The sequence below is a fragment of the Candidatus Hydrogenedentota bacterium genome (genome assembly GCA_019695095.1).
Taxonomy (GTDB): Bacteria; Hydrogenedentota; Hydrogenedentia; order Hydrogenedentales; family SLHB01; genus JAIBAQ01.
Genome location: JAIBAQ010000090.1, coordinates 1 through 25,337, shown reverse-complemented (window position 1 = coordinate 25,337; position 25,337 = coordinate 1). Strand labels below are relative to the sequence as shown.

Here is a 25,337-nt window from a genome sequence, read left to right as displayed (position 1 = left end):
CGTCACTTGACCTTCTTCGAAATGCTCGGCAATTTCTCGTTTGGCGACTATTTCAAACGGGAGTCGATCTCCTGGGGTTGGGAGTACTCGACGGTTGTCCTGAAACTGGACCCCGCGCGCATCTGGGTTTCCGTTTACGAACAGGACGACGAGGCCTACGGAATCTGGGAGAAGGAAATCGGCGTGCCCGCGAGCCGCATTGTGCGGTTGGGCGCGAAAGACAACTTCTGGGGTCCGGCGGGCGATACGGGCGCTTGCGGCCCGTGTTCGGAAATGCACTGGGATCGCGGCGAGTCGTTGGGATGTGGACGTCCGGACTGTGCGCCCGGCTGCGACCATTGCGAGCGGTTCATCGAATACTGGAACCACGTGTTCCCTCAATACGATCAGCAACTGGACGGTTCGCGCCCGCCCTTGAAGAACCGCGGGATCGATACGGGTATGGGCCTGGAACGGTTGGCCACCCTGATGCAACACAAGGAAACCGTGTTCGATACCGACACGCTGTTTTCTATCATTGAGAAGACCCAATCCCTGACCAACGTGAAATACACCGACAACCCGGTGCCGTTCCGCGTGATTGCCGATCACGCGCGCTCCCTGTCGTTCCTTATCGCCGACGGCGTTTTGCCGGGCAACGAGGGACGCGGCTACGTGGAGCGCCGACTGCTGCGGCGCGCGGCAAGGTTCGGCCGCGAAATCGGGTTTGAGAAGCCCTTCCTCTATCAAGTGGTTCAGTCCGTCGTGGATAAAATGGGGCACCATTACACCGAGTTGGTGGAACAGCGTTCGCAGATTGAACGCGTCATTCTTGTTGAAGAGGAGCGGTTCCAGAGCACGCTGGCGCGCGGAATGGACCTTCTCGAAGAGACGTTCGAGGGCCTGCGCAAGTCAGGAAGGACGCTCGTGCCGGGTGAGGACCTCTTCAAACTGCATGACACATACGGTTTCCCGCTCGACCTTGCCACGGATATCGCTACGGATCGCGGCTTCCAGGTCGATCGCGAAGGGTTTGAAGCCGCCATGGAGCGGCAGCGCCAGCAGGCCCGCAGCGCGTGGGCCGGCAGCGGTGAGACTGCGCTCGCTCCTATCTATAAGATCGTCCATGAGGAAGTTGGCGACACGGCATTTGTCGGCTACGACAGCCTGGCGTGCGCAGGACACATCGCGGCGATCGTCAAAGACGGCAAGCGCGTCAACAGCCTCAAGGTGGACGAACAAGGCGAGATTATTCTGGATAAGACACCGTTCTACGCCGATTCCGGCGGCCAGGTCGGCGATACGGGTATCCTTGAAAGCTCCGAGGGTGGCGCGCACGTCTCCGGCGCGAAGGCTCCCGTAGGCAAAATGATTCTGCACGCCGTTCGCGTCACCAAGGGTGTGCTTAAGGTTGGCGATACCGTCGATGCTCGCGTGGACGAAGAAGCCCGCGCATGCACGCAGAATCACCACACCGCAACGCACTTGTTGCAGGCCGCGCTTCGCGACGTGCTCGGCGACCACGTGCACCAGGCTGGTTCGCTGGTCGCTCCGGATCGGCTGCGTTTCGACTTTACCCACTTCGAAGGGATCGACGCGGCACGCCTGCAGGACATCGAACGCATGGTGAACCGCTTCATCCGCACGGCGACGCCCGTCTCCACGACGCAGATGGCGCTCAACGAAGCGCGCGCCGCGGGCGCCATGGCGCTGTTTGGAGAAAAATACGCGGATGTGGTTCGTGTTGTGCGCGTCGGCGATATCAGCATGGAACTCTGCGGCGGGACGCACGTGCAGAACTCGGGGTCGATCGGCTATTTCAAAATCCTGAGCGAATCCTCTATCTCCGCAGGCGTGCGGCGCATCGAAGCCGTATGCGGCGAACCGTCCGTGGACTTGCTGCAGCAGCGCGAGCGGACGCTCATGCAATCGGCACAACTCATCGGGACACCATTGGATCAGTTCGAGTTGCGCGTGCAATCCCTGGTGGATGAAAACAAACGCCTGCAACGCGAAGTCTCAAAGTGGAAACAGCAGGCTGCTCTCGGCGGGTCGGTCGACTATATGTCACAGGTTCAAGAAGTCAACGGCATTAAACTCCTTGCCACGAGTGTTGAGGGACAAGACGCCGAAGGGTTGCGAGTCGTCATGGATAATCTTCGCGACCGTCTCGGAAGTGGCGTGCTGGTTCTGGGCAGCGCAGGCGAGGGCAAAGTCGCCCTGTGCGTTGCGGTCACCAAGGACCTCACGAACAAGGTGAAAGCAGGCGACATCGTCAAACAGCTCGCCCCCATTGTAGGCGGCGGAGGCGGCGGCCGGCCTGACATGGCACAAGCCGGTGGAAAGAGTCCGGATAAGTTGCCTGAACTCATTGCAAAAGCGCCGGAAGTCATCCGCGCGATGTTGGGCTAACGCATGTCGGCCGAAGGTCGCATAATGGCCCTGGACGTTGGCGACGTGCGGATCGGTGTTGCATTGACCGATCCGTTAGGGATCATCGCGCAACCCCATTCGGTGATTCAGAGCGCTGGCGTCAGGAAGGATGTGGAAGCGATATGCAGCCTCATCACGGAAACGGGCACGATTCGCATCGTGGCGGGCCTGCCTCTGAATCAGGATGGAAAGCCCGGCCCTCAGGCCGAAAAGGTCTTGTCGTTTCTTGAAGCCTTGCGCGAAGCCACGCCCGTTGAAGTGGTAACGCAAGACGAGCGGTTCACCACCGCCTTCGCTCAGCGATCGCTCATCGCGGCAGGCGTCCGGCGTGAAGGCCGCAAGAAAGTTGTCGACAAGATCGCCGCGCAACAGATTCTCCAGACCTATCTCGACCGGGCCGCCGCAGCCGCCAGGGCACGCAAGGATTCATGACCGACTTAGCGCCCGAAACCGAGGCTACTCCAAAGCCGCGCAAACGATCCTGTTTGCGAATCCTTGTTAAGCTCTTCCTGTGGCTGCTGGTTCTGCTCTTTCTGGCGCTGGCGGGCGCCGGTTTCTTCACATACCTTATGTATGACTACGTCGTCTCAGACGGTACGCCCGGCGCGTTGGTGCGTGTGGAGATCCCCGAAGGCGCGACAGGGAAGGTCGTTGGAAGCATCCTGGCGGAGAAGGGGCTGGTCGATCACGAAGTCTTCTTCCGCTTTGCCATCCGGCTGGACAAGAAGCCAGGCACGATCAAACACGGAGTTTACGAACTGCCCAAGGGGCTCTCCCCCACGCAGTTGCTCCACCTGCTGTACGAAGGCCCTAATGTCACGATTTCCGAGTACAAGATCACCGTGCCTGAAGGCCTCTCTTTGAAGCAGACGTCCGAGCTTTTCGGGGACCCCGAGGGCTTCATCAAAGCAGCGTCTAACCCCGAGTTGATTGCGTCGCTGGGAATCAAAGCGAACACGTTGGAAGGCTTCCTGATGCCGAACACCTATTTCTTCGACGTAGAACCTGCGCCCGAAGTAATGGTGGCGCGCATGCTCGAAGAATTCCGAAAACAGTATGCCGTCCTTCAGAGCGAATTCCCCGAGGCTGCTTCGCGCGACCTCATGGAGGTAGTCACGGTCGCGTCTCTGGTCGAAGAAGAGACCAAGATCGACGAAGAACGCGCCACCGTGGCCGCGGTCGTATACAACCGCCTGCGCAAGAAGATGCCGCTGGACATGGATTCAACGCTGCAATATGCGCTGGAGAAATATGGCCAGCGCCTGCTTGACAGCGACAAGGAAGTTGATTCACCCTACAACACCTATAAGTACCCGGGATTGCCGCCTGGCCCCATTGCCGGGCCGGGTTTGGCATCATTGCGGGCTGCATTGAATCCCGCGCAAGTGAATTATCTGTATTTTGTGTCCAATGCGGACGGCAAGTCGCACACGTTCAGTGCGACATTGGAAGAGCACAACAAAGCGGTGGCGCGATTCCGCAAGGAAATCGCGGCCCAACGCAGACAACTTCGAGAAGAGAGCGGCAATGCCAAACAAACTACCGCGCCCTGAAGCCAAGCCGCTTATACCCGCCAGCCGCGTGCTGGTCGCGGTCACGAACGATATCGCTCGGGAACTGCGCTATGCGCGCGAGTATGGCCTGGGCGCAGAGATTCAGATCTTTGGATTGCCAAAGACATTCGCTTCCGACCATACGGCGTTGTTGGAACGCGTCTCGCGCGAGGTGGAACAATTGAAAGGCGTGATCGGCTGCCACGGACCGTTCATCGACACGATCCACTACAGTACCGATCCCGAGATTCGTGAAGTCTGCCGCGTGCGTTACCTGCAAGCCTTCGACGTTGCCGAGGCTCTCGGAGCCAACTACGTTCTGTTTCACAGCCAATACAATCCGATCATCAAAGTCCCCATCTACCCGAAGATCTACCACGAAGAAAGCCTCAAGTTCTGGCCGGAGATTATCGAGGAGGCCGAGCACCGCAAGATCTCCATCTACATCGAGAATATGTTCGATTCTTCTCCGGACCCGATGCGCAAGCTGGCCGACTCCCTGGACTCGCCTCGCTTCCAGCTTTGTCTTGATGTCGCTCATGCCACGATTCACTCGAATTTGAGCATTGCGCAGTGGATTGAAGCCTACGGTCCGCACCTGAGCCACGTACACGTGAACGACTGCAACGGAGAACTTGACGACCATCTCGGGCTCGGGCAGGGGAAACTCGACCTTCAGTCTGCCTTTGCCGCGCTAAAGAAAACGAAGCTGCCGCTGACGTATGCCCTGGAAACGGGCAAGCACACGCCCGCGAGCCTGAAATACTTGGGAATCTCAAGAACTGGCCGCTGAGACGAGGTATGTTTGCGCCATCCGGCGAACGGGAGGATTCACTTCGACATGGCCTACCTCCACGAAGCCCAGATCGCCAATATCGTGACATCCTACTGCACGTGCCTGGCAGGCATCATGCCCATGCTGTTCACTGTCGCCACGCGACCCCAGCCCGCGCGGTGGTTCTTCGTTTACTTTTGCACCTTGCTTACCGGAATACCCACCGTATACCTGCACGCAAACGAAGGGGACCGTTTTGCCAGTTTTCTTGACGTGGGAAGCAATATCGTGCTCGCTTGGGCCCTGCAGATTGCGGTGGCCGGCGATTTCATGCCCAGGCGCCGTTGCCGAACCTTCGTGCTGGCGAGCACCCTAATCAACGCGGCGGTGGTTGCGTGGCTGTTGTATGAAGTCTTCGCGCCCACGAAAATTCCGATCATCCGTTTCGGGGGCTTTGGCCAGTTCTATGCGGGAGAAGTTGCGCTGATAGCAAATGCGTGGGTCGTCGTATTCGTCTTCGGCACGAACTACCGGCGCATTCCGCACGAAGCCCGCCCCCTGCTGCTCATAGTAATTGTAATGTTCTTCATTGGCATGCTCTTGGCTACCGCAGGCAATAGCACCATTAGCTTCGGCATCTTCCCATGGCATGCCGTCTGGCATATTGTGGGTGCGTTTGGATTCATCACGCTCTGGCTGTTCAACTATGTCCGATTCAATTGCGCCATGTCTTCCGAAGAATCGAAGTGAGCCCAATCAAGCTGGTGAGGTCCCCATGATCATTTCAAGAAGAGCATTTCTCGGGAGCGGCGCTGGGGTACTCGCCGCCGCAGCGGGTATACCCTCATTGTCATTTGGCGCACCCGGGGCCAAGCGCCCCAACATTCTCTTCCTCATGGCCGACCAGTTTCGTCCGGATTGCATTGCCGCAACTGGAAACTCCGCCATACGCACGCCGCATCTGGATCGCCTCGCGAGGGAGGGTGTTCACTTCAGTCAGGCCTATTCCAGCACTCCTACGTGCACGCCCGCGCGCTCGGCGTTGCTCACTGGGTTGTCCCCGTGGCGGCACGGCATGCTGGGTTACGGACGCGTTGGCGAGAAGTATCCGATCGAGATGCCGCGGGTTCTGGCCGAGTCGGGCTACTACACGACGGGCATTGGTAAGATGCACTGGCATCCGCAGCGAAATGCGCATGGATTTCACAAAGTAATTCTGGACGAATCCGGCCGCGCCGAATCGCCCGAATTCCGAAGCGACTACCGAGCGTGGTTCGCATCGCAAGCCCCGAATCTCGATCCCGACGCGACGGGAGTAGGCTTCAATGACTATCTCGCAAAGGAATATGCGCTGCCTGAGGAACTTCATCCCACAGCCTGGACGGGCGAAATCGCGCGGCGTTTCTTGCAGACCTACGAACGCGCGGAACCCTTCTTCCTTAAGGTATCTTTCGCGCGACCGCACAGCCCTTACGATCCACCCAAGCGCTTCATGGACTTGTACAGGGATGCGTCGCTTCCCCCTGCCATTGCAGGCGACTGGGCAGCCGGCTTCAAGCCTCGAAGCGGGCCGGAAGACAGTATTTGGCATGGCGACCTGGGTGCGGACATCGTGCACCACTCCCGTGCCGGGTACTACGGCTCGGTGACGTTTATTGACGAGCAGATTGGCCGCATCCTGGAAACACTTGAAAGCCGCGATCTACTTGAACAAACGCTAATCGTCTTCACCTCGGACCATGGCGACATGCTTGGCGATCATCACCTGTGGAGAAAGTCCTACGCGTACGATGCGTCCGCGCGCATCCCATTGCTCATGCGTTGCCCCGAGTCCCTCTCCTCCATTCAACGAGGGCGAGTGCTCTCGCAGCCCGTCGAATTAAGGGACATTCTGCCCACATTCATGGAAGCCGCCGAGGCTGGAGGCGCCGAAACCCTGGATGGCCGCAGCCTTCTTCAACTGGCACGCGGTGACTCCGACGGCTGGCGCGACGTTATCGATCTGGAGCACGACATCTGCTATGACCCGTCCAATCATTGGAACGCGCTCACCGATGGCCGCATGAAGTATATCTATCACGCGCAACAGGGTGAAGAGCAGCTCTTCGATCTGGAAAAGGACCCGCACGAACTCACGGACCTCTCGGGCGATTCGTCACACGCAGCAACGCTACGCACATGGCGCACACGTCTCACAGAGCACTTGTCCGAGCGCGGTGAACCGTTCGTTCGAAATGGCGAACTCGTCCCGAGACCTGAACGGCACTTGTATTCTCCAAACTATCCAGGTTGTTCCTGCCATCCCAAATAGCAATAACAGTGGCGAAAAACAGGGACAGACACGTCTCCGCATCGCTGCGCTTGTGTCAGTCCCTGTTTTCCGCCCCAAGGTCGGAACAGTGGTAATGTGCGCGTTCCCCAACTAAAATGAAGACCATTTCAAACGGGGAGCATCGCCATGAGACGAGTCACTTGGATTGCGGTCATTGGGGGAATCCTGTTACTTGCTGGTTGTGCGCATGGTGTGCCGCGATGCGGCAAACCATTCGTCGTGGCCAAGAACGCTCAGGCGCAGTGTCGCATTGTTATCCGTGAAGACGCGCCGCCCTCGACGCAGTATGCGGCGGAGGAATTGCAGCGTTTTCTCGGCGAAATCACGAGCGCTCAGATTCAAGTTGTGCGCGACAACAAGACGCCCGAGCACACGCTACTGCTCGCCGGAATCGAATCCCATCTTCCTGCGCTGAGGAAGACAGACATCCAGAAGTTGGGGAAGGAAGGTTACGTAATTGACTGCTCTTCCGCCGGAATCGTCATTTCAGGCGGCGAGCCGCGTGGCGTTCTTTATGGCGTGTATGGCCTGCTTGAAGATCATCTGGGATGCCGCTGGTTCACGACAACCGTCAGCCGCATCCCCAAGTCGATGAGCCTGGAAATCAAGCCGTTCCGCGAGCGCGTCATTCCCGTAATGGAATACCGGGAGCCATTCGTGGCCGACTGCTTTGACGGCGATTGGTGCGCGCGTAATCGGATGAACAGCAGTTCTGGCCGATTGGAAGAGAAGCACGGCGGGAAGGTCACGTATTTCGGATTCGTTCACACGTTTGACGGCCTCGTGCCGCCCGAGCAGTACTTCGACGCGCATCCCGAGTACTTTTCGCTCATAGACGGCAAACGCCTCAAGGAAGGCTCGCAATTGTGCTGCACCAACGAGGACGTGGTACGGATTGTGACGGAAGAAATCCGCAAACGCATGCGCGAGCATCCTGAAGCGACTGTCTTCTCTGTTTCGCAAAATGACCGCCATAATCCTTGCCAGTGCGACAAGTGTCAGGCCATCGCAAAACAGGAAGGAACGGAACTGGGCCCTGTGTTGTACTTGGTCAATCGCGTGGCGGACGCCGTCAAAGACGAGTTCCCTGACAAACTGATTGATACGCTCGCTTATCAATACACCCGCAAAGCCCCCAAGACGATGCGCCCCGCGCCAAACGTCATCATTCGGCTCTGCAGCATCGAGTGCTGTTTCTCGCACCCGTTTGAAACGTGCGATGAGAAAGACAACATCAACTTTGTGCAGGATGTCAAAGAGTGGTCAAAGAAGTGCAATCGTCTGTGGGTCTGGAACTACGACACGTCATTCTCAAACTACTTTACGCCGTTCCCGAGCTTGCGCGTGCGTAATGACAACATCAAGTTCTACGTGGCACACAATGTGCGCGGGATCTTTGAGCAGGATGTCTACACCACCCTGCACGGCGAATTGTCCGAGTTGAGCGGGTACCTTGGCGCGAAATTTCTGTGGAATCCCGAGTACGACGAAGACACGGCTATCAACGAATTCCTGGAGGCGGTCTATGGCCCCGCCGCCGGTCCGATTCGCCGGTACATCGACCTCATTCACGACAAAGTGGAGAAAGACAATCTCCACATGAATATCTGGATTGGCCCATCGCATCCGCTGCTGAATGACGGCGTGTTGGAGCAGGCGGACAAGCTCTGGGACGAGGCAATCGCCGCCGCCGCGAATGATCCTGCCGTTCTGGATCGTGTTCAAATCGCGCGCATGCCGATCGACTATGCGTTCATTGAACGCATGCGGGCACAAGGCCCTACCATTTACGCGTACGATCAGACGTCAGGCAAAATTGGGCTCAATCCTGAGTTCAGTAAACGTTGCGACCGATTCTTCGAAGTCGCCGAACGTTGCGGCGTTGCCCAGCACCGTGAAGGCGGCGCACTTGCCGACTACAAGAAGGACATCGAGTCCCTTAAGAACGTGGTGAATATTGGCGAGGCGTCACCGGTATCCGTAGCGAAGCCGGTTCCAGGTATCGCATTCAAGTGCTACGAAGGACTATGGCAGGTGCTGCCGGATTTCTCGACGATTCAACCCGTCGAACAAGGGATTGCGACGGATATCAGCCTCAGCGCTACGAAACGCCGCGAGCAATTCGCTCTCGTTTTCGAAGGCTTTGTGCAGGCTCCAGTCGATGGCCTCTATGTCTTCTACTGCAAATCGAACGACGGCAGCAAATTATTCGTAGCGGACAAAGAACTCGTCAACAACGACGGTCAGCATGGGGCAGTAAGCAAGCCAGGAGCCATTCTCCTCAAGGCGGGCTACTATCCTATTCGCGTCGAGTATTTCGAAAGCGGCGGCAATGAGGCGCTGGAATTGTCTTTCGAAGGCCCTGGAATCGAGCGCCAGCCGGTACCGCCAAGTTCATTGTTCCACGCAGGTGAATGATGTCAATATAGTCGACCGGTCTGACGACAGGCCGTTCCATATTCGGGGCGCCGACGGCTGCGGACGCGCCCTCGTCTGTGCAGTAGCCTAATGGGGAGGTTATATCGTGGACAGTAAGTACGTTAATGCCGATTCCAATAGCCCGGCGATTGGGTTGTGCGCCGCTGTCATGGTTGGACTCGCTCTCCTGCTCCTTGCGTGCGCGCCGTGCTTCGCGCAGGCTGCCGCAGGTGCTCCTGTCGAGACTAAAGAGGGCACCATCACACTTCCAACGTATCCCTGGTACGACGATGTGAATCCGGTTTTCAATCAGTTGGAAGCGTCTATTTACTATCCTTACACGCGGCAGGATCTTCTTGGTCCCGAAAAGAGCGATCGCACCTACCGAACACTTGTCCTGGAAAACGAATATCTGCGTGTTACGTGTATCCCTGAGCTCGGCGGACGCATCCACTCTGTATTCGACAAGACGACCAACGAAGAGATGTACCACAAAAACAACGAGATCAAGCCTGCTCTCATTGCGATGCGTGGCGCGTGGATCAGCGGCGGCATCGAATGGAACGCCGGACCTCAGGGTCATACCGTTACGATCGTATCGCCCGTCGACGTGAAGATGGAATCGAACCCGGACGGGTCTGCATCACTTCTCGTCGCCAACATGGAGATGATATTCCGCACGCGCTGGACCGTGCGTCTGACACTGCATCCCGGCAAGGCATACCTCGACGAGGAAATCTCCATCGCGAATCAGACTGATGGCGTGCAGCCCTACTACTTCTGGAATTGCACGGCCTTTCCGAATCTGAAAGGAACCCGGTTTATCTATCCGATGTCGCTTGGCACCGACCACGGCGGCACGAATTTCTTCACGTGGCCGATGCACGAAGGCAAAGACATCACGTGGTTGAAGAATTACCCCACGATGTCGTCGGTATTCGGATACGACTGCGTCTTCGATTTCTTCGGAGCGTATGACGTCGACCGTGATCGCGGCATCGTTTCGTTCGCCAATCACGACAATGTACGCGGCAAGAAGGCGTGGACCTGGGGCAAGGACGACTTTGGTGTGACCAGCCAGATGTCACTTTCCGATGCCGGTCCAATCGACGCCCAGTACATCGAAGTGCAAAGCGGGCCACTGCTCACTCAAGCGGACTATGGGATGCTCAAGCCGCGCGACGCCGTGGCTTGGCAGGAATTCTGGTACCCGGCTCATGGGTTGGGCGATGGATTCGAGTACGCCACGCGCGATGCGGTCGTCAATGCCAAGCGCGATGGGGGCAAACTCAATCTGGTCATTCTGTCCACTGCTGAATTCCCCGCGGCGCATTGTATTTTGTCCCGCGAGGACAAGGTTTTGCTCGATCAAACGCTTGACCTGAGTCCGTCAAAACCGGCGCAAGTCAGCCTTCCTTCGGCGCCGGAAGGACCCGTCAAGCTTGAATTGCGTTCGAGCAATGGGGACGTTCTGCTTTCGTACGAAACGCCATTGGATATCCCCAAAGTAGACGTGCCCGATTTGACTAGGAAACCGGCGCGCACCGATGGATTGCCGACGGCGGACGAGTTGTATCACGAAGCCTACTTGCTGGACAGCCAATCGGACGCGCTCGGTGCGCGAGCGGGCTACGAGAAGGTGTTAACCGTCGATCCGAAGCACATCCCGGCGTTGAACGGATTAGCGACGCTGGACATTGAGCAGGGTCTATTTGCGCAGGCCGCCGAGCATGCGAAACAGGCGCTGGCGCGCGACCGGAACGATGGTTGGGCATGGTATCTTTCCGGGGTTGCCAACTTCCGTCTCGGCAACTACGACGAAGTACTTCGTTGCATGACCAAGGCGCAAACGCTCAAGCAAACCCAGGCTGTCGGGTACAACCTAGCAGGCCGTGCGTACGTCCGCATGAAGCGGTACGACGAAGCCGTCGCCGCTTTCAAGCGCGCCGCATCGATCGCGCCCGGAGATGCACGCAATCGGGCTGAATTGCTGGCCGTTGAGGTTCTGTGCACGAACCCTGAAGCAGCGAAAGAGGCCGCTGCAGCGTATGCGCAGGATCCCAACGCGTTTGTGTTTTGCGCGATCGCTGCGTCCAACGATCCCGAGAAACTCAAGGCTGCAGCTCAAGACCTGATTGGCAATGCAGGTGAAGTTGAATTCAATGCGATGGAGGTCGCTACCTTCTTCTCCGAGATGGAAGCTTACGCCGCCGCGCGCAACTGGTTGAATGCCTACGCCGAGGCAGCGGCGGCCGCGCCGAAGAAACCGTCGGCTCTTGTGGAGTATGCCCTTGCATACTACTCCGCCAAGTCTGGAGACGAGGCCGGGGCAAAGACTCACTTGGCGCAGGGCTCCAAAGCGTCGGTGGACTACGTTCATCCGCACGGTGTGGAGGCTGCGGCCATATTCGATTATGCGGTGAAAGCAAATCCGAACGACGCCAATGCAAGGCTCTTCCTTGGATATGCGCTGGCGGGTTTGCTGCGCATCGACGAGGCCTTGCCATGCTGGCAGAAGGCCGTTGAGTTGAAGCACGGGCTCAGCACCGCGTGGCGTCTGCTGGGGCTCCATGCATGGAAGACCGCCAAGAATCTGCCGGAGGCCGAACGGTGTTATCGGAAGGCCATTGAGGCGCGACCCGGCGATCAGCTTCTTTATCGCGACCTCTGCAACATTCTGGATGCTCAGAATAAGCGCAAGGATGGCATCACGTTGGCCGAATCCGCACCGAAGGGTCCCACTCCTCGCTACGATCTTGCGCTGTGGTTGGCTGATGCCTACTCCAAGGAAGGGCGTTACGACGATTGCATCAACCTGCTCGCCAATGCTCACTTCTCAAATTGGGAAGGCAGCAGCCAGCCGCGTGACATCTATGTCGAAGCGCTCATGGCCCGAGGCAAACAGCGCTACGACAAAGCCCAATACGCGGAAGCGCTTCAGGACTTCGAGTTGGCGCTGACCTACCCCGCCAACTTGGGTGTGGGCGCGCGCTACGCGCTGACCGATGCCGAAACGCGTTATTGGATCGGGCGCACCTACTTGGCCCTGGGCAAGCGGGACGAAGCCAAGGCGGCCTGGGAGTTCGGCGCCAAAGAATACTCCTCCAAGGACAAGCCCCTCGTCTTCATCCCGTTGACCGACAAGCAAAACGAATATGTGGCCAAGTGCGCCACGGCCTTGGAGGTCCTGGCAACGGGATCATAGTCAGCGTTTCGCACTCTCCGCGGACCGGCGACGGGACTGTACACCTCGCCGGTCCGTTTTTGTCACCCCTTAGGCCCGTACCCGAGACACCAAAAGCCTCCTTCTCAAAACTGGATTCCTCATGGGCAATTGACTATCGTCAAGCCGCTGCAAGGACCTTTCGGTTGAGGCACGCCCATGTGCACTTTCGCGCACGGAAAACGAATGCTCCGTGGTTCAGTCGTGGCCGCTGCGGTATTGCTGTGCGCCGGATGTCCACCCTCGAAATCGTCACTCTCTCAAGCACTGGGGTTTCTGCAAGTAACCCAGACGACATCGTGGGAGGAATCGACGGGAGCTTCCGGTTCTGCTGCCGACTTCGAAGGAGACTGGCCGCAATTCTTCCACTTCAAGTCCGTTCCCAATTACCGCATTCGCGAAGTAAGCCCGTTTGTCGTGGCCTTCATCCATCACGCATTAACGTTGATCCACGAATCCAATGCCGACGCGTTGGGCCTGTCTCAAGCCGAGATAGATGCCGCGCGCAACATGCGCCAAAGGGCCGTCTTGTTCATGAAACGTTTTGAGTCGGCCGAGGGCGAACCCGATGCACACACGTACGGATTCTGGCCCCATGATCGCAATTCTCTATCCCCCATCTCCCCGCTGGAGACTCTTGCGCAGAGCATCATGAAGGGTCCCTTGCTTGGAGGCGACCGCGTGCCGTTGAACCTGGACTACTTCCCAAGGGCTCTGGCCATACCGACGGACGCGGATGTCACCGCGACGACATACACGACCCTGCTGGACGATGCTTTGCTCGACGGCGGTCCCGGCCCTGCGGTGTCCTTTGAGCAGTTCTTTGCGGACTGGCGCGATACCGGCGCCATCCCGCTTCGCCTGACACCGGACTGGCTTCCCCATGCCAGCGGCGCATACCTGACGTGGCTTTCTTATCTGGCTCCGCCCGACGCACCTATTCCAAACGATGTCGACTTGGTGGTCGATGCCAATGTGCTCTATGCACTGGCGCGCCATGGCAAGACCGACACCCCTGGATTCGCTGAAACGGTAGCACTGATCAACAGCGCCGTGCAGCAAGGGTTGCATCGCACGCGCTTCGAAGACTTGAGTTCGTATTATCCGGACAGCTTTGTCTTCCATTACTGCGTGTCGCGCGCATACTTTGAAGGCCCAGTGCCAGGTCTGGCGGCTGCCGTGAATGCACTCGCCGATGATCTCGAAGCAAGTGCGAGGATTCGAGCCGATGGCACGGTGTGCTGGGACAAGGGCGATCCACACCTCAATACGGCTTTTGCCGTGCTCACGCTGTTGAACGCCGGACGCGATTCTGAGCTGCTCGATGGCGCAATCGACTATTTACAGGCTTCGCAAGATCCGCGCTGTGGCAGTTGGAACGAAGCTGTCTTCTTCATTGCGCGCACGGACGGCGGCCAAGTCATCGAATGGGAGTCGTCCGCTTTGACCACAGCCATGGCGTTGGAAGCGATAGCCCGATTCCGGCTGCAAGACTAGAGAGCGTTTATCGAGTCACCTACTTGGAATATGCCCCGTACTTCCGCACTGCGTTATAGAGCGCAACGAGGTTCTCCGGAGGCACGGCAGCCTGAACGTTGTGCACGGTGTTGAACACAAAACCGCCGCCCTTGCCAAACACGCGGATCCGCTCGCGGACTTCGTTTTCCACATCGCTCGCGGAACCAAAGGGCAGCGTCTGCTGTGTATCGACTCCTCCGCCCCAGAACGTGAGTCGATCGCCGTACTCTTCTTTGAGGGCGGCCGCTCCCATTTCGTGAGCCGAGCATTGAACCGGATTGAGAATGTCAAAGCCGGCATCGATGAAATCGTCCAAGAAAACGCGCACTGAACCGCAGGAATGGATGAACGTCTTCCACTTCGTATTCTTGTGTACCCAGTCGTTCACGGCCTTATGGAAGGGTTTGTACAGATCCCGATATGCGTCGACGGATATGAATGGCCCGCGCTGTGTCCCGAAATCGGTACCTGTGACAAACACCGCAGCCACCTTGTCGCCCACGACGTTATAGATCTTCTGCCAATTGGCCAGGGCTATTTCACACTGCCGCTCGAAGATCGCATACACGTGGTCGCGGCGCATCGCCGTGCTCATATACCACTCCGCAATGTCACGAATGCCCTTAGGATGTTTGAGCCATGGCCCAGGCACAAGCGCTATGTCTCCAAACGCCGTACCTCCAAAATTCGCAAGAATCGCCCGGCCGGTTTGATAGAGCTGATCGCATTCCGTTCGAAAGTGCTCCAGAACTTCGTCCGAAATCGGCTCGAATTCCTGCAGGTTATCCTCAACGCGGAGAGTCGCGTCATCGATAGGCTCCTGGCGAACGATGGTGTCGAAATAGAATCCGCATTGGGGCATTCGTCCGCTCGGCGGCGCGCTCTTGTCGCCTTCAGGATACATGAGAATGTCGCCATTCTCTTCGGGGTCCGTATTGAACGCATCGGGTACCAACACGGGCGTACCGTCATAAAGCTTCCACTCTTTCCAATCCTTGTTCTCAAAACCAAACAGCGTGCGCGGGCCCTTGAGGCCTACGACGTCAACGCCCAGTGCATCCATCAAGTCGGGTGCGATGTCCCCCAGCATTTGATAGGGCTCAGTCACTTTGACGGGCGTGCCCGGAGGATCGAGCCCCAGTTCCTGCCTCAGCAGGTATACCGAACGGACGTGCATGCCCGTAACAGCGCTCCCTCCCAAGTCCAGCGGTAGCCGGTCGGGTTCGCGGTGATTCAGGGCGGCAATGACACGTTCTCTCGACGTCATGTTGTATATCCTCCAAGCCGACGGTTTTCGTTATTCTACGCTTTTCCCGGAATTGCGTTAATCCTTCGCCGTTATCTCCGTTCGGTACTTCTCCCAAAGCCTCCCTGCAACTTCCAGGGAAACTCCCTGGGGACTCGCGGGATATGCTTCGGTCTGATGCGTCCAGGCCTCTTCCCATTGTTGGAAATCGAGTTCGATGGCCTTCGCGTCCAATTCCTGGCCGTTGTTCAACGACTGCTGAAGCATGTCGAGGTACTTCTGCCAGCGAGGCATATAGAACCCTTGAATCAGTCCCCCCCACTGCTTGGCAGCATAATCGTGAAGCACGCTGTCCGCCGGACCCCACAACGTGATCTGATTTCGCGCGTTCCATTCGTAATGGCGGCGGCTTGCCTCATCGTTGCCCCATCGCTTGGCATCTTCCAGCCACTTCCCCAGCAAGAACTCCTTTCGAGTCGAGAGAAGCGCGTCTGTGTCCTTCATCAGATCCAGCAGGCGCTTGCTCGCCTTCGCGAGCGCTTCCTTGTCTTTCTGAACATATGCAGTCCGTACGTCGCGAATTCGCGCAGGCACGAGTCCAATCAAAACCTCGCGTCCGACGTGAACAACGTCGTATTGATAGGTGTCGAGAGCACCCAGATCTTCTTTACTCTCCAGCAACAGTTGCCATACGCGGGCCATTTCTGCGGTATTGAACGTGCGCAGATTGACGACCGTATCCGAATCGGGCAGTGCAGGGCGTTGGCACAGTGGGTTGCCGGCGCGGCTTGGTTCGTTGTATGCCGTTTTGAGCAGCAGAGTCCAGGCGTCCGCCGCGTTTGCGTTGACTCGCCCGTATCGCCGCTCAGCATAACCTCGAATCCATGTGTCTGTTTCAATAGGTCCCGGTTTCCAGAAGAGGCAGTTCATGAGGTCGTAGACCACGGGATTGTAGCCGAGACCTTCCATGATGCAACCGACCCCGGCCAGCTTACCCCTATTCGGACTGGTCAAGGCTTCATTCAGATTGCCTGCAATCTGAGGCAATCCCCCGTGCAAACTCACCTGATCGCCGAAGTCTTGAATAATGCACCACACCCACGGCTTCCCATAGAAGGACTCTGTCTTGTTCCACGCGGGGCGCGATTCGCAATACAGGTCGAGCACGATCATGCGGTCGTCTGGAACGGCTGTCAGCAGCGCCTCGGCTTGAGGCGCCTTCCAGAAATCGGGGTTGTTCACGAACAACCAGCCTTGCATGATCCAAACGGCCTCGGGGTCTCCCGCGGCCATCGCCCCATACACGGCGCGCGCCATATCGCTAAGGAAGGCTGGTTCGTTGCTGGGCGGCGACATTTCAATAAACGTGTCGGACGCGTACAAGTGATCCGTCCCGAATTCCTTGGTCTGCGCTTCAATAAACGCTTTACCCACCTTCGCGAATAGTGGATCGGACGGATCGACGAACAGGGTTCCAGGGAAACCGCACCAGCTCGGCAACTGCCGCAGCGTTGCATCAGGGAAATGCTTCGTGAAAGCCTGCGGCACGTGGCCCGGGAAACCCTGAAGAACCGGCGTCATGCCCAACGACCGTTCGCGTTCCAATATCTTCTTGCCGAGAACGCGATGGCGCTCAATCCAATCCTGCCGGAGGGGTCCTCCCCATCCGTCCATGCATCCCATCCATCCAAACGGGAGGTACGCGGGCCCCACCATGAACTGCCCAATCTCTTCATCAGACAGTCCCCACTCGCGACACAGCGTCTGCCAAACCGCCTCTTGTCCGGTGACAGCCAGTGGCATGTTAACGCCTTGGAGCGCCATCCAGTCGATCACGCGCTCCCACTCGCGCCAGTCCCACCATGCCAGGGAGTAACTGAAGCAGCAGTAATTGAAGCAGTAACGGTATTTGAACGGCGTGACGATGCGGATTCGCTCATCAAATGGTGGCAACGGTCTTGGGAGGTCCAACTGGTTGCCCCATAACGATACGCTCGCGCGGCAGAAGTTCTTCAGATAGTAGTTGAGCGCAGACGCCATGGCCACGCCGTTAGAACCACCCAGGACGACTTTGCCGTCGCGGTAGTCCAACTCGAACACGTCGCCCGACGCATCTTTGGGGATCTCTTGAACAACAAACTCGCTGGCCCGCCCGGGAAGGATACGATTGAGGAGTGCGCGGGCCGACTCTTCGGATTCCGTCGCGCTACAAGCTACCGCCCAGAAGAACGTGATTCCCGCCCAAAACGCAAGTTGGCCGAAGGCTCGCATTGCACCTCTCCCCCTGGGGAATTCCCCGCTTACGCACTCCGCAAGACCCTATACCAACAGCCTAGCATGATGCCACCTGCGTATCCGGCCTAATAGGACCAATACACCGGATGTCTGCGTGAACTCGGCCTGCTTTCGTTTCGGCTGTGGATCCGACTATCATGTTGGGAGAATTCCATTCGGGGGGTGTCGCGAGAACGCAATGTGCCGCTGACATGTGAGTAATCACAGATGGAGTTACACGACGGTCACGGTCGACTACTCTGTTGCGGCCCTCGAAAGAACCGGGCGGCGGGTGCACCCGGCAGCAACCACGCAGGAGGAGGAACCGTGAGAATTCGTTTTGCGCACTTGGGTCTGACCGCGCTTGCGGCCACACTTCTGATTGCATCGGGCTGCGGCTCTCAGGGCAGCGGCGGCACGACTACAGGCTCCTCCGCAAACAACTCATCTGGAACCTCCGATCGTGTCCGCATAGGATTCCTGGTCAAACAACCCGAAGAGCCTTGGTTCCAACAGGAATGGAAGTTCGCACGGAAGGCCGCGAACGAATTGGGATTCGACCTCATTGAGATCGGTGCGATGGATGGCGATAAGGTACTCTCTGCCATCGATAACCTCGCTGCTCAAAAGGCGCAGGGCTTTGTCATTTGCACACCCGACGTACGCTTGGGTCCCGGCATCATGGCCAAAGCCCAAATGTACAACATGAAAGTCTTCACGGTGGACGATCAGTTTGTCGGTGCCGACGGCAAATTCATGGACGTACCGTATATGGGCATCTCGGCACGCAAGATTGGCGAAGCGGTGGGACAAACCCTCGCCGATGAGTTTAAGAAACGCGGCTGGCCCATCGAGGAAACCGCCGCGGCAGGTATTACATTCAACGAACTGGACACCGCGCGAGAGCGAACCGATGGGGCCATCGCGGCGCTGAAGGCGGCAGGGTTCCCGGAAGAACGTATCTTCACGTCCCCCGAGAAGACATCAGATACAGAGGGATCGTTCAACGCGGCGGGGACATTGCTCACACAACACCCGGACGTGAAGCGGTGGTTGGTTTTCTCCATGAACGACGAAGGCGTGATGGGTGCAGTGCGCGCGATGGAAGGTCGCGGCTTCAACGCAGATACGATTGTCGGCGTGGGCATCGGCGGCAGCACTTGCCTCGTGGAATTTGAGAAGACCACGCCTACGGGGTTTTACGCCACGTGTCTCATCAGTCCGCTTCGCCACGGCTATGAAGCGGCCACCTTGCTTTACAGGTGGATTCATGATGGCGTGGAACCGCCGAAAGACACGCGCACGGAAGGCTTCATCATCACGCGCGAGAATTACAAGCAAGTGATGAAGGAGCAAGGGCTGCTCGACGATTCGAGCCCGGCACAATAAGGAGTCCCCTCGTGTCTCGTCGCATGCCTTGGGGTGAGAACTCTGGAATGCTGCTGGTGTTCGTGGCGATGTTCGTGATTCTGTCGTTCACCGTGGACAATTTCTGTTCGTCACCCAATATGATCGCCCTGGCTCTTTCTGTCGCCACGGTAGGCATGCTCGCGTGTACGATGCTTTTCTGCCTGGCATCGGGCGACTTCGATCTGTCGATTGAAGCAGTCGTCGCTTTTAGCGGCGTGCTGGCCGCGGTGGTCGCAAATGAAACGCAAAGCGTCGCGCTGGGTATGACGGCTGGCGTGCTTGCGGGTGGTGCTGTCGGCGTACTGAACGGTACGCTCATCGCTAAAGTGGGAATCAACGCGCTCATCGTGACGCTGGGAACGATGCAGATTGTCCGGGGTATGGGATTCATCGTCTCCGGCGGCAGCGCCGTCAGCATTGTGGACCCGCGCTTCTACACGTTGGGCATGCAGAACAATTTGGGAATCCCCAATCCCGTCTGGATCACGCTGACGTGCTTTGTTGTCTTCGGAATCCTGTTGAACAAGACCAAGTTCGGGCGGCACACGCTCGCTATCGGCGGCAACCGAGAGGCCGCGCACTTGGCGGGCGTGCCGGTCAATCGCGTCAAGATACTCATCTTTACCATGCAGGGGCTAATGGCCGGTTTTGCAGGAGTCATCATGGCCTCGCGCATGACCAGCGGCCAACCCAACAGCTCGCAGGGACTCGCGCTCGACGTTATCTCCGCGTGCGTGCTGGGAGGCGTGTCGCTGTCGGGTGGCATCGGCAGTATGGGCGGAGCCGTAATCGGCGTGTTGATTATGGGCACCGTCCAAAACGCGATGAACCTCTCGAATGTACCTACGTTTTATCAGTATGTCGCGCGCGGCTTGATTCTTCTCGCCGCGGTCGGTTTCGATCAGTGGAAACGGCGCAGGGTATAGCCCTGCCTTCATGAACAACCCAAGGAGTATGTCGAGAATGCGATTGCCGAGAATTGACATCGTTGTCATCGCCCTGTGCGCGTGTTGTGTTCCCTTCGCGTATGCCCAAGAATCGCTCGTCCTCACCGAGAACGGCGCCAGCGACTTTCGCATCGTTGTCGGCGAAACGGCCTCTCCATCGGAACACTACGCGGCAAACGAACTTCAACGTTTCCTGCGCGAGATTTCGGGGGTGGAGTTGCCCGTCGCATCCGACGGTGGCGCGATGACGCAGCACGAAATCCTGGTCGGCCGGAGCAAGCACCTCGACAGCCTCAATCTCGCGATCGATTGGCCGGCGCTTGGCACGGAAGGAGTCCTCATACGCACCCATGATGGACATCTCGTGCTTGCGGGCGGTTCCAAACGCGGGACTCTCTACGCGGTCTACACGTTTCTCCAGGAGCAACTCGGTTGCCGTTGGTTCACACCGCAAGTCAGCCGCATTCCGAAACAAGACCGAATTGTCCTGCCTCCGTTGAACGTCATGCGTAGACCCATCTTCGAGTATCGCGCGGAGACATGGAGTTCGGCGGCCGATCCCGATTGGGCTGCGCGCAACTACATCAACACGTGCAGCGCCTGCGACGCGGAGCATGGCGGCAGCTTCAAGGCCATCGGCGGCGGTCACAGTTTTCACGCCATGTTTCCGCCCGAGAAGTACTTCAAAGACCACCCCGAATATTATCCCCTGATCGGCGGCATTCGCACGGCACAGAAGAGCCAGCTCTGCTTCACGAATCCCGACGTCGTGAAGGCCGCCACAGAATGGGTTCTCGGTCAATTGCGCGGAAAACCCGAGACCGATTTCATCTGGGTTGCTCAGATGGACTGCCGGGGCTGGTGCGAGTGCCCGGGCTGCGACGCGATCTTCAAACGCGAAGGTAGCGAATCAGGTCCGCTATTGGAGTTTGTCAATCAGATCGCGGACGCCATCAAGTCCGAGTTCCCCAACACGAAGATCGCCACCTATGCTTACGGCGACACGCGTAAACCACCCAAAACGGTCAAGCCGCGCAGCAACGTCGAAGTCATGGTCTGCCCCATCGAACTCTGCTATTCGCATCCGGTCGCCACGTGCGAACTCAACCGCACCTTTGTCGATGATCTTGCAGGTTGGGCGAAACTGACCGACAACTACTACCTCTTCGATTACACCGCCAATTTCGATCACTATGTGATGCCGCAGCCGAACCTGCGTGTGCTGCAACCCAATTATCAGTTGTATGTGAAGAACAATGTGCGCGGCATTTTCGCATTGGGCAATCCTGGTAGAGGCACGGAACTGGCCGAACTGCGCGCCTACTTGCTTGCAAGGCTGATGTGGAATCCCGACGTCGATATCCAGAAAGACATCGACGAATACATGGAAGCCCTGTACGGCAAGGCCGCCGCGCCCATCAAGCAGTATTTTGCGCTCATGCACGACAAGGTGGAGAAGGACAACATCCACTGCGGGATCTCCGTCAGCCCAATGGCGCCTCACCTCTCGATGGAAATAATCGACAAAGCAAAAGTCTTCTTTGACGAGGCCGAACGCGTCGCGGAAACGGAAGAGATTCGCGAGCGCGTGCGCTGTGCACGGCTGCCGATCCAACACATCGAGCTGGAATGGTTGAAGCCGCGCTACCGCATCGTGGGTGACACCTATACCCCCGAAGTCTCTCCAAATCTCATGGATCTCGCGAAACAGTTCGTCGAAGTGGCGGATCGCAATGATGTGCCTGTGATCAGCGAAGGCGTCAAGCCCTCGTGGCACGTCGAACGGCTCACGCTATGGAGCAAGGTCTACCCGGCCGTGCATCTGGAAAACGATACGCTGCGACTCGAAGTGGTGCCTGGCCTTGGCGGTCGCATCGTCAGCATCGTGCACAAACCCACAAAGCACGAATTCCTCCTGCAGGCGCAGGCCGATGGCCGCGAGTATCCGAAGTCCGCAGGGTACGAAGAATACAGCGAACGCGGCTGGCGCAGTCACGGTTGGGAGCAGGAGTACGAATGCACGCAAGTGAAACCAGGGAAAACGGTTCGCATGTCGGCACTCCTTCCCAACGGCCTCACCATGGAACGCACGCTCGAATTGTCCGATACGGAACCGGCGCTGACGATCCATTCGCGACTCGTCAACAACTCGGATAAGCCCATCTCCGGATGCCTGCGTACGCATCCCATGTTTCAGCTTGGAGAGTTGGAGAAGGTCGTCGCGACATACACGGACATTGCTGGCAAGGAACACACCATGCCCTTGACGCTGCCTGTCGGCCAAGTGCGCGGCCAATTCTATTCGCGCGGCGACGAACGTCCTAACGGCAAGTGGGCGTGTACGAACGAAGGACTCGGCCTATCCGTCGAGCAAACCTTCGACACCGCACAGGCTGAAGAATGCTTGCTTGATTACCTGCCGGCCAAGCAACGTTTCAATCTCGAGTTGGCGTCAACGGAGAAGGAACTTGCCAAAGGCGAAGCCCTTTCGCTAGATCATACATACCGGTTTATCTCCACGAAGAAATAGCGGCGCTTGCCGCGGAAGGAGTCACCGATGCGGGTACAATTGTTGGCCGTTTCGATCATGCTGCTGTCTGCCGCGGGGGCCTACGCGGAACCGCCGGCGGCCGCGTCGCTTGCGGGCGATTGGACCTTTCGCCTTGACCCGGAGGGCAAGGGCATCGATGGCCAATGGCAGAATGCCGCATTCGAGGAGACGGTAAGCCTGCCGGGCTCGCTCGATGAAAACGGTAAGGGGACTCCGAACGCGGAGGCGAGCCGCGCGTACCTCAGCCGACTGTTCGAGTACGTCGGACCCGCGTGGTATCAGCGCGAAGTGGAAGTGCCCAGCGAATGGGCCGGAAAACCGCTCGAAGTGCATCTGGAGCGCTGCCATTGGGAGACGCGGCTATGGGTGGATGACCGCCTCGCCGGCGTGCAAGACAGCCTCTGCGCGCCGCATGTTTACGCGCTTGGCTCGCTGACGCCCGGTAAGCACCGGCTCACGCTGCGCGTCGACAACTCCATCAAGTACGACGTGGGTTCGCGGGCGCACTCCATTACTGAACACACGCAAACCAACTGGAACGGCGTGATCGGTCGCATGGAACTGCGCGCCCTCGACCCCGTGGGAATCGCGTCCGTGCAGGCCTATCCGAACGCGCAAAAACGGGAAGCGACCGTTCGCGTCGTCCTGAACAACGCCCTGGACACGTCCGCCGCGTGCCACGTTAAGGTGTCGGCTCTAAACGCCAGCCAGAACGTGGATGCGACCATCTCCGCGAACGGACAAAAGGTGATTGAGACTGTTCTGCAACTGGGTCCCGACGCGCCGCTTTGGGATGAGTTCGACCCGAGCTTGATCGATCTGGATGTCGCGGTATCCGGCAAAGGGATCGATGCGTCCCGCCGCGTGCGCTTCGGCCTGCGCGACATCGCGACAAACGGCACGCAGTTCACCTTGAACGGACGTCCCTACTTCGTTCGCGGCACGCTCGAATGCTGCATCTTCCCGCTGACCGGATACCCCGCCATGGACGTTCAACACTGGCGGCGCATGATGGAGACGGCGAAGCAATACGGCCTGAATCACTTCCGGTTCCATTCGTGGTGTCCGCCCGAGGCGGCCTTCATCGCCGCCGACGAAACGGGCATCACGTTTCAGGTCGAAACGCCCGTGTGGGGCGACCTCGGCAAGAATCCCGATGTTGACCAGTACATCCACGACGAGGCCGACCGCATCTTTGAAGCCTACGGCAATCACCCGTCGTTCGTGATGTTGGCCGTTGGCAACGAACCCAGCGGACCCAACAAAGACGCCTTCCTGACAGACATCGTCACCAAGTGGAAGGCCCAAGACCCAAGCCGTTTGTATACGACCTGCTCGGGCTGGCCAGAACTTCCCGTGAGCAACTACCACGTTGTGCATGAGCGCAATCGCCATCCTTACCGTCTCCACGGAGGGCCGCTCGGCCCCAACACGACCGTTGATTATCGCGATGTGCTCGAAGGGTGCCCCCAACCGGCCATCGCGCACGAACTCGGTCAGTGGTGCGTCTATCCCGACTACCGCGAGATCCCGAACTACACGGGCACATTACGCGCGCGGAACCTTGAGGGATTCCGCGACAGCCTCGCGCGCGCGGGCATGCTCGACCAGGCCACCGATTTTGCGCGTGCCTCAGGGAAGCTCCAGCGCATCATGTATAAGGCTGATATCGAAACGATGCTGCGCACGCCCGGTGCGGGCGGGTTCCAGTTGCTCGCGTTGCAGGACTTTCCAGGACAAGGCAGCGCGCTGGAGGGATTCATCGACGCCTTCTGGAACAGCAAGGGCGTCGTGATGCCCGACGAGTTCCGCCGCTTCTGCAGCGAAACGGTCCCATTGTTGCGCTTGGAGAAGTTCGTGTGGACAAATGCCGAGACCCTCAAGGCCAGTGCCGAAATTGCGCACTTCGGATCCCTGCCACTCGCGCACGCACGTCCCTCTTGGTCTATCCGCACTGCCGACGGAAACGAGATCGCCTCCGGCCAATGGCCGGAACGTGACATTCCGTTGGGTAATGGCATCGCCTTGGGCGAGTTGAGTTGGCCATTGAATCTCATCAACACGCCCACCAAATTGACAATCTCTGTCTTCCTCGCGGGTACGGTCTACGCCAACTCGTGGGATGTGTGGGTATACCCTTCGCCCTCGGGGAGAAAGCTGACCTTCACGGCTTATGTGCCGGGAACTTCCTACACGCACAGTTGGGATGTAAATACGTTACCTGCTAAAGAAGAGCATTCACATGTGCTGATCGCCGATGAATGGTCTCCAAGAGTCGCGCTGAAATTGCGCGCTGGCGGCAAGGTCCTGTTGCTTCCGAAACAGATCGCGCCCATGCGCCGCGTGAAGAGCGCCTTCGAACCCATCTTCTGGAACACGCAGTGGTTCCCCGGGCAAAGCAGGCAACTGGGCATCCTTTGCGATCCGCGTCACCCGGCCTTCGCCAGCTTTCCCAACGACGGCTACACCGATTGGCAATGGTGGGACCTGCTGAACAAGTCGCAGGTCATGCGCCTCGACGATCTGCCTTCCGATTACCGGCCGCTGGTGCAGGTCATCGATGACTGGAACAAGAATCGCAAACTTGGAGCCATCTTCGAAGGCCGCGTCGGCGCGGGCAGAATCCTGGTCTGCTCGCTGGACATCTGGAACGGACTGGACCAGCGCCCCGCCGCGGC

Annotated in this window: 15 protein-coding genes; 13 read left to right on the top strand and 2 right to left on the bottom strand. The window is 58.2% G+C overall.

Going from position 1 to position 25,337, the window contains the following annotated elements; genetic code table 11:
• The 9 genes from alaS to K1Y02_15305 form a co-directional block, all read left to right on the top strand.
• Positions 1-2,391 (top strand): alanine--tRNA ligase (gene alaS, locus K1Y02_15345; protein ID MBX7257735.1); only part of this gene is annotated, 2,391 nt, incomplete at its 5' end.
• Between the two features lie 3 nt (positions 2,392-2,394).
• Positions 2,395-2,844: a Holliday junction resolvase RuvX gene (gene ruvX, locus K1Y02_15340; protein ID MBX7257734.1), complete on the top strand. Its 450-nt coding sequence runs from the start codon at positions 2,395-2,397 to the stop codon at positions 2,842-2,844.
• Complete coding sequence (gene mltG / locus K1Y02_15335) at positions 2,841-3,965, top strand: endolytic transglycosylase MltG (protein MBX7257733.1); 1,125 nt, start codon at positions 2,841-2,843, stop codon at positions 3,963-3,965. The genes ruvX and mltG overlap by 4 nt, the downstream gene beginning before the upstream one ends.
• Entirely contained in the window at positions 3,940-4,758 is an 819-nt protein-coding gene (locus K1Y02_15330) for a sugar phosphate isomerase/epimerase (GenBank protein MBX7257732.1), read from the top strand. The genes mltG and K1Y02_15330 overlap by 26 nt, the downstream gene beginning before the upstream one ends.
• A gap of 48 nt (positions 4,759-4,806) precedes the next feature.
• A complete protein-coding gene (locus K1Y02_15325; protein ID MBX7257731.1) occupies positions 4,807-5,490 on the top strand; it encodes a hypothetical protein in 684 nt (227 codons plus the stop codon).
• 25 nt (positions 5,491-5,515) lie between these two features.
• A complete protein-coding gene (locus tag K1Y02_15320) occupies positions 5,516-7,051 on the top strand; it encodes an arylsulfatase (GenBank protein ID MBX7257730.1) in 1,536 nt (511 codons plus the stop codon).
• A 147-nt stretch (positions 7,052-7,198) separates the two neighbouring features.
• A complete protein-coding gene (locus tag K1Y02_15315) occupies positions 7,199-9,490 on the top strand; it encodes a DUF4838 domain-containing protein (GenBank protein MBX7257729.1) in 2,292 nt (763 codons plus the stop codon).
• Positions 9,491-9,596: 106 nt separating this feature from the next.
• Positions 9,597-12,695, top strand: coding sequence for a DUF5107 domain-containing protein (locus K1Y02_15310; protein MBX7257728.1), 3,099 nt, complete (start codon positions 9,597-9,599; stop codon positions 12,693-12,695).
• A gap of 204 nt (positions 12,696-12,899) precedes the next feature.
• Positions 12,900-14,210 (top strand): hypothetical protein, encoded by a 1,311-nt coding sequence (locus K1Y02_15305; GenBank protein MBX7257727.1) that lies wholly within the window; start codon positions 12,900-12,902, stop codon positions 14,208-14,210.
• A 19-nt stretch (positions 14,211-14,229) separates the two neighbouring features.
• On the opposite strand, the gene K1Y02_15300 is transcribed toward K1Y02_15305, so the two are convergent.
• On the bottom strand, positions 14,230-15,498 hold the full coding sequence (locus K1Y02_15300) for a methyltransferase (GenBank protein ID MBX7257726.1): 1,269 nt from the start codon (positions 15,496-15,498) through the stop codon (positions 14,230-14,232).
• 57 nt (positions 15,499-15,555) lie between these two features.
• Positions 15,556-17,748 (bottom strand): alpha-N-acetylglucosaminidase, encoded by a 2,193-nt coding sequence (locus K1Y02_15295; protein MBX7257725.1) that lies wholly within the window; start codon positions 17,746-17,748, stop codon positions 15,556-15,558.
• Between the two features lie 231 nt (positions 17,749-17,979).
• Here K1Y02_15295 and K1Y02_15290 point away from each other — a divergent pair, with 231 nt between their 5' ends.
• From K1Y02_15290 to K1Y02_15275, 4 genes are all read left to right on the top strand, one after another.
• Positions 17,980-19,140, top strand: a complete 1,161-nt coding sequence (locus tag K1Y02_15290) for an arabinose ABC transporter substrate-binding protein (protein MBX7257724.1) — start codon at positions 17,980-17,982, stop codon at positions 19,138-19,140.
• A 23-nt stretch (positions 19,141-19,163) separates the two neighbouring features.
• Positions 19,164-20,087, top strand: a complete 924-nt coding sequence (gene araH, locus K1Y02_15285) for an L-arabinose ABC transporter permease AraH (GenBank protein MBX7257723.1) — start codon at positions 19,164-19,166, stop codon at positions 20,085-20,087.
• 37 nt (positions 20,088-20,124) lie between these two features.
• Positions 20,125-22,638: a DUF4838 domain-containing protein gene (locus K1Y02_15280; protein MBX7257722.1), complete on the top strand. Its 2,514-nt coding sequence runs from the start codon at positions 20,125-20,127 to the stop codon at positions 22,636-22,638.
• Positions 22,639-22,665: 27 nt separating this feature from the next.
• The coding region (locus tag K1Y02_15275; GenBank protein ID MBX7257721.1) for a hypothetical protein at positions 22,666-25,337 on the top strand (2,672 nt) is incomplete at its 3' end.

Coding starts and splice junctions, on each gene's coding strand:
- K1Y02_15295 (MBX7257725.1), bottom strand. CDS start 17,748: ATGCGAGCCTTCGGCCAACTTGCGTTTTGGGCGGGAATCACGTTCTTC.
- K1Y02_15315 (MBX7257729.1), top strand. CDS start 7,199: ATGAGACGAGTCACTTGGATTGCGGTCATTGGGGGAATCCTGTTACTT.
- K1Y02_15325 (MBX7257731.1), top strand. CDS start 4,807: ATGGCCTACCTCCACGAAGCCCAGATCGCCAATATCGTGACATCCTAC.
- araH (MBX7257723.1), top strand. CDS start 19,164: ATGCCTTGGGGTGAGAACTCTGGAATGCTGCTGGTGTTCGTGGCGATG.
- ruvX (MBX7257734.1), top strand. CDS start 2,395: ATGTCGGCCGAAGGTCGCATAATGGCCCTGGACGTTGGCGACGTGCGG.
- K1Y02_15280 (MBX7257722.1), top strand. CDS start 20,125: ATGCGATTGCCGAGAATTGACATCGTTGTCATCGCCCTGTGCGCGTGT.
- mltG (MBX7257733.1), top strand. CDS start 2,841: ATGACCGACTTAGCGCCCGAAACCGAGGCTACTCCAAAGCCGCGCAAA.
- K1Y02_15300 (MBX7257726.1), bottom strand. CDS start 15,498: ATGACGTCGAGAGAACGTGTCATTGCCGCCCTGAATCACCGCGAACCC.
- K1Y02_15305 (MBX7257727.1), top strand. CDS start 12,900: ATGCTCCGTGGTTCAGTCGTGGCCGCTGCGGTATTGCTGTGCGCCGGA.
- K1Y02_15290 (MBX7257724.1), top strand. CDS start 17,980: ATGGAGTTACACGACGGTCACGGTCGACTACTCTGTTGCGGCCCTCGA.
- K1Y02_15320 (MBX7257730.1), top strand. CDS start 5,516: ATGATCATTTCAAGAAGAGCATTTCTCGGGAGCGGCGCTGGGGTACTC.
- K1Y02_15330 (MBX7257732.1), top strand. CDS start 3,940: ATGCCAAACAAACTACCGCGCCCTGAAGCCAAGCCGCTTATACCCGCC.